Annotated in this window: 5 protein-coding genes; 4 read left to right on the top strand and 1 reads right to left on the bottom strand. The window is 51.1% G+C overall.

Going from position 1 to position 6,319, the window contains the following annotated elements:
* The first annotated feature begins 18 nt into the window (after positions 1–18).
* From GX117_00600 to GX117_00585, 4 genes are all read left to right on the top strand, one after another.
* On the top strand, positions 19–411 hold the full coding sequence (locus tag GX117_00600; protein ID NLO31845.1) for a hypothetical protein: 393 nt from the start codon (positions 19–21) through the stop codon (positions 409–411).
* Positions 412–413: 2 nt separating this feature from the next.
* The gene (locus GX117_00595) at positions 414–1,739 is read left to right on the top strand and encodes a 2-oxo acid dehydrogenase subunit E2 (protein NLO31844.1); all 1,326 of its coding nucleotides are present in this window, start codon (positions 414–416) and stop codon (positions 1,737–1,739) included.
* A 28-nt stretch (positions 1,740–1,767) separates the two neighbouring features.
* Positions 1,768–3,174, top strand: a complete 1,407-nt coding sequence (lpdA, locus tag GX117_00590; GenBank protein ID NLO31843.1) for a dihydrolipoyl dehydrogenase — start codon at positions 1,768–1,770, stop codon at positions 3,172–3,174.
* 243 nt (positions 3,175–3,417) lie between these two features.
* A complete protein-coding gene (locus GX117_00585; protein ID NLO31842.1) occupies positions 3,418–5,103 on the top strand; it encodes a hypothetical protein in 1,686 nt (561 codons plus the stop codon).
* 817 nt (positions 5,104–5,920) lie between these two features.
* Here the strand turns inward: GX117_00585 and GX117_00580 are convergent.
* Positions 5,921–6,196, bottom strand: a complete 276-nt coding sequence (locus GX117_00580; GenBank protein NLO31841.1) for a hypothetical protein — start codon at positions 6,194–6,196, stop codon at positions 5,921–5,923.
* Positions 6,197–6,319: the final 123 nt, after the last annotated feature.

Here is a 6,319-nt window from a genome sequence, read left to right as displayed (position 1 = left end):
CTGGAGAGTTGCGCTGCTTTGGCGAAGAAGTTTGACATGGAACCGGAAGCCTTAGAAGCACACCGCCGCGATTTGATCCATCGGTATCATAACCGTGCCTTGGCCGACCAGGTGGATCGGGTCGGCAGAGATCCCAAACGGAAGCTTAGCCCGGAGGATCGCTTAATCGGCGCTATGCACTTGTGTTTGGATCACGATATTGAACCGAAGGCTATTGCAAGTGTGACAGGGGCGGCAATTTTATATAATAACCCTGACGATCCGTCGGCCGTAGAGATACAAGAACTATTGCGCGAAAAAGGCGTTGATGAGGTACTCACCAAAATTTGCGGTTTGTCTCCCGATTCTCGGGCAGCCACCCTCATCCGCAACGCGGTTCAATCCTTAGAACACGATACAAAGGAAGCATGAGTATGCAGGAAATTTTATTGCCCAAAATGGGTAACTCTGTCGAAGAAGCGGAAATTATCACCTGGTATAAACAGGAAGGCGACGCTGTAGCTTTGGGCGAACCGCTGTTCTCGATTCAAACCGATAAGGCGGAGGTTGATTGTGAGAGCACCGCCTCCGGTGTCTTGCGCAAGATCTTGGTTCCCGAAGGGGTGGAGGTGCCGGTCCTGACCGTGGTGGCGTTGGTGGGTGACAGTTCCGAAGCTTTGCCGGATTTAAGTCGGTATGCAAAGGCGGCTCCGAGCGCCGCTGTTTCCGTTAGGAAGGATGCGCTCTCTTCGGCGCAGCCCGCTGCCGCCGCTGCACCTGCTTCTGATACCGAGGACACCTCCATAGTTTCCGGTCCCTTGTCCCCTCGTGCACGAAAAGCCGCGCTGCGTCATCATATCGATACCGGAGGAATTGTTGGTTCCGGTGTTGGCGGCAGGATTATGGAAGGCGATGTGTTGGCAGCAGGCGCTGCTATGTCAGCCCTTTCGAAATCCACGCCTACGGCGCGGCGCATGTTAGAGAATGCCGGATTATCGGCGGCGGGGATTCGCGGCACCGGCGTCGGAGGAAAAATAACAAAAGAGGATGTTAACGCAGCCGTCGCATCGGCAGCGGGCGCTGCTGCAGGAGACAGCACAACCGCTAAGCGTGTACCCCTTTCGCCTATGCGGCGTATTATTGCCGAACGCATGTGCAACAGTAAATATAGTGCGCCCCATTATTATGTGACCGTAGAGGTTGACATGGCGGCAGCAAAGCGTTTTCGCGGACAACTGACTTCCTTTAAAGCGTCGTATAATGATCTGGTCTTGTTTGCCGTTGCCCGTGCATTGCGTGAGTTTCCTCAAGTCAACGCCCGTTGGGAGACGGACAGTATTGTAGAAGGGGGCGATGTTAATTTGGGGATGGCAGTCGCTTTGAATACGGGATTAATGGTGCCGGTCATCCGTCAAGCACAGCTTTTGTCCTTGGAAGGGCTTTGCGCCGCCACACGCGTATTAGCGGAAAAGGCACAAACAGGAAAGTTACTTCCCGACGATTACCAGGGGAACAGCTTTACAGTGTCCAATTTGGGTGCGTTTGGCGTAGACCATTTTACCGCCATCATTAACCAGCCCGACAGCGCCATTCTCGCGGTCGGTCAGATGAAAGATCGTGTGGTAGTCATTGACCGCGGTATCCATATTCGGCCTATTATGAAACTGACCCTGTCCAGTGATCATCGTGTCGTCGATGGCGCTGCAGCAGCGAAATTCATGGGGCGGATCAAAGAAATCTTAGAAGAAGCCGCTTTTTAATCTTGTAATAAATCCGGAGTTAATCTTTATGAACACCTATGATGTTATCGTGATTGGGGCAGGTCCCGGCGGTTATGTGGCGGCCATTCGTGCTGCGCAGCGGGGCGCTAAAACAGCCGTGGTGGAACGAGGCGCCTTGGGAGGCGTATGCCTTAATATTGGTTGCATCCCCACGAAAACGCTCATCCATACGGCGGCGCTCTACCACAAGCTGCAACAAGCAAAAGAATATGGCTTGCTCCTTGACGGTCTGAAATTGGACATGAAACAGCTTTTGGAACGGAAGGAAAAAGTTGTCGGGCTCAACACACAGGGTATTCAGGGGCTTTTGAAAGCCAACGGCATCGATCTGTATCAAGGGCAGGCGTCCCTTCCCGAAGCGGGAAAGGTACGGGTTAATGACACGGAATTGGGCACGCAAAAAGTGATCATCGCCACGGGCGGCAGACCGGCACAGCTGCCGGGATTCGAGTTTGACGGCAAAGTCGTCATAGGCAGCACCGACGCTTTGTCTCTTAAACGGATACCCGAAAGTGTCGCCATTATTGGAGCCGGCGCTATAGGCGCGGAATTCGCTTCTATTTGGAATGCCTTCGGCGCAAAGGTAACGCTCATTGAAATGATGCCCACCGTGTTGCCCCGTTCAGATGAAGAGGTGGCGGCGGTGTTAGGGCGCGTTTATAAGAAGCGTGGCGTCGATGTGCGTACAGGCACAACGGTTTCGAAAATAGAGCGCACGGCATCGGGCGCTACACTGCATCTTGAAGGGAAGCGCCCGGGATGCATTGAAACGGAGCTTGTACTGGTGGCGATCGGTGTACAATGCAATTCGGAATTGGTCGCGGAAAATCCAGCCTTGGGCATTAAGCTGGGCAAGCGCGGCGGGATTCAAGTGAACGAGTCTTTGGAAACTGATCTGCCCGGCGTATATGCCGTGGGTGATGTGATTGATCGTAGTTGGCTTGCCCATGGCGCCTCAGCTGAGGGCATCGTGGCAGCAACCAATTGCACGGGCGGTTCCGCACAGATGGATTATCGGGTACTGCCCGCCTGCAACTTCACGGATCCGGAACTTGCCGGTGTGGGACTTACTGAAACCCAGGCGAAAGAGCAGGGCTATGAAACGAAAGTGGGGCGCTTCCTCTTTGCCGCCAATGGCCGGGCTCACACGATTGGCAGTTCCGAGGGGATGGTGAAAATTATCGGTGATCTTAAAACCGATGAGATTTTGGGTGTCCATATTCTTGGCCCGGAAGCGGGCGAAATGATCGCGACGGCAGCACTTGCCATGCGCATGGAAGCAACTGTAGAAGAAATTGCAACTACTATCCATACCCACCCGACCCTTTCCGAAGCGTTATGGGAAGCGGCACAGGATTACTATGGACAGGGTATTCACACGCGCCCGACGACGGGTAAAACCAAAAAAAACTAATCGTTTCTGCAGTAGTGTTGAGGGAATTCTGAGCAACAGCGCATGAAGGATTTATGAGCGCTGTTGTCCATGTGACCCGTGCTGTCGGGGTGATATGAACTTCCCCTGATTGGGATGGAAAATCCCGGCTAGACGTTTCATTAATAAATGGTTGCAGATTCTGAACAGAACCATTATAATAGATTGTAGACATAACCGATAATATGCTGTATACTCATTTTTTTATTAGGAAGGGTTTATGAAATGACCGTACCTGAAAGCATCATGCGCTTGTCCCGGTTGCTGGATGAAATGGAATCGTTACAAGAGCGTTCCATTCAAACCTTAGAGAAAAAACTGGAAACAACCAAGCACGCACTTTCTCTGGCACAAATACATTTCAGGACCATTTCTCAGCATAAAGATCAGGACGATGCCGATCGGGTTTTGTTTGAGGAAGAAAAAAAACAATTCAAAGCCCAAATCCAAGATCTTGAACAACAGCTGGAAGCGGCCAAATCCGAACAATTTTTGCAAGAGGAAAAGGCGAGTCAGCTTCAAACACAATTGGCTGAGCAGGAAGGATTCTTACAATCGGCGCGGGATGAGTTGGAAGAGGTTCGCGAAAAGATTACCCGTATGGCAGAGATGGAAGGGGCGACGGCTGAATGTGAAATTTTGCGCGGTGAACTTCAGAGCAAAAATGAAGACATGGACGGGTTGAAGGCGGAGCTGGAAGCGTTACAACCGCAAGTGGAAAAAGTTGCGGAACTCGAAAAAGAACTTCAAGAGAAGGGCGAAGCGCTCAAAAGCGCCGAAGAAGCCTTGGAAGGGCTGAAGAAAATTGTTGGGGAAAATGATGACGCTGAAGAAGGTGGTTCTATTGATCTTCAAAGCTCGCTAAAAGCACTAACCGAAGAACTGGACAGCTTGCGCAGCAATCTTCAGTCGCAAGAGGAAAAAAACAAATCTCAAGAGAATGAGCAAGAAATACTTACGAATGAACTTGAGATACTGCGCATGGACCATAAAGCCATGCAAGATGAATTGGAAGACCAGAAAAAACTGGTGGATACGCTGAACACCGAAAAAGAAGGCTTTTCTAAACTCATTGCGGAAATGGAAGAGAAAAAAGCGGATCAAGCAGCGCATACAGAAGCGCTAGAACAACAAGAACAGAAAATTGGCCAATTGGAGCAGGTTATTTCCGAGACTACGGAAGCGCGTGAGAAAGCCGATTTACAAGTGAAAATGTTGCTGGGCCAGATTGACGGCTTGCAATATCAACAACGCGAAATGGAAGAGCTGAAAGAACAGACGGCGCGCTTGGAAAAAGAATTAGAACAAGAACGGGAAGCGCTGCTCCGTGTTAAAGCGCAGCTTACTGCAGCTGCATCCGCGCCGGCAGCCGAAGCTGAAAAACAGGCTTCCGAAAAAGAAACGGCTGCGGCAGAGATTGCCGCTGAGAGCCCTCCAAAAGTTGAGAAGGGCCGTCGCAGTCAACGCAAACGTCTCGGAGATATTTTGATAGAGGCGGGATTGATTACGGAAGAACAACTCGAGACCGCGTTGAAAGTGAAAGCAAAGGATCCCAGACGCCGCTTGGGCAATCTTTTAATCGAATTGGGATTGGTATCAGAAGACGCGACCGCTGCCGCTCTTGCCGCACAGATGCGCATGCGTTACATTGAAAATATTCAGGAAGAGCTGGATCCGGGCGTGATTCAATTTATCCCCTCCCATCTGGCGAAGAATCATCAGTGCATTCCCTTAACGGTGAGCTCGGGCACGCTGGTTGTCGCCATGTCCAATCCCCTCGATTTAATTGCTATCGAAGACATTGAAATCGCATCTTCCTTGCAGGTGGAACCGGTGGTAGCGAGTCCTTCCGCTATCGACAAGGCAATCAAGCAATATTATACGGTCAATGTCGGCTCCGCGAATAGCTAAATCAACAGATCAAAAAAAGATGGATTTTGTCTTGAGGGTTGACCCTGCCCCGTTGCTTATATCCTTTCAAAAATGATGTCTCTTGAAGCCCTATCTACCCTGAGTGGGACAAGTATTGTCTTAAAAACCCATTGGTATTTTCGTTCCCGGCGCGATCGGTTGAGCCTACACCGGAAGATTTTGTGCGTCTCCCGTTCATCCGGTCTATCTTGTCTATCCGGTCCGTAGGGTAGACCTTTGGGCGCGATAAATCTCGCCCCTACAGGTGTTGCGTCGAAGCGTGCGGGCGGGGTGTTGCGGAACCCAGGAGCACGGCCTTGGATTAATGACTGCGCCGCCTCCGCCACCACCGGATTCTTTGCCGTGTTTAAAATGGTGTGGGAAAGCAAGGCTAGAAACAGAGTTGAGAACCGGCGTGTGGTCGTTGGGTAGAGGTTTGGCGCTCCTTTCCTATGTATTGTCTTTGTCCATCTTATCCATCCGGTCCATAGGGTAGACCTTTTGGCGCGATAAATCACGCCCCTACACCGGAAAGCTTCGTGCGTCTCCCGTCCATCCTGTAAAAAACAGGACCGCCTCAAAATCGAGACGGTCCTTCTATTACAGCTTAGATTCTATATCAGCGTGAACAATACGCGAAGATGCCGACGCCCATCAGACTTACTCCAATAAGCAGCTAATCACCAAGACCCTTGTGCAGCAATTCCGGTAAGGACAGAATCTTATCATTACTATTGCAATAACCGCTGCTCGCATCCACCTCTCCGGACTCACCTTCAGTGACGTCTCGCCTTCACCTTCAATAGCTTCTTCGCTTCTACGGGCTCTTCGCCTTCGACAAGTCTTCACCTTTAACGGGCACCTTATCCTCTTTATAATATTCATAGGCACCCATATCGATACCTGCTCCTTGGGGGCGAGGCACTCCATCAATATCCGTTGATGGAATATCTTCTCCGTCAGACGTGCCCGCATCCATGCACGGCGAAGTGGAGCTTAGGCGAAAATCTCCCGCCGAGGGATTTACAAAGTCGGGATTGCCAACAATATTACCCCTTCCGTCATAGGCGGCGCTAAGGCAGGAATAGCTCACGCTTGTTCCGTATGCGTCATTCGGAATATTGTCCCGGAGGATGCCGTATTGCCGATGAAGGTAGAGTTGGTTGCCGTGCCGTCATCCATCCCGCCGCCATCGTCCTCGGCCGAGTTGTCGGTG

The sequence above is a fragment of the Candidatus Hydrogenedentota bacterium genome (assembly GCA_012523015.1).
Taxonomy (GTDB): Bacteria; Hydrogenedentota; Hydrogenedentia; order Hydrogenedentales; family CAITNO01; genus JAAYBJ01.
The sequence above is the reverse complement of the archived record's forward strand: the minus strand, read 5'-3'. Positions and strand labels throughout refer to the sequence as shown.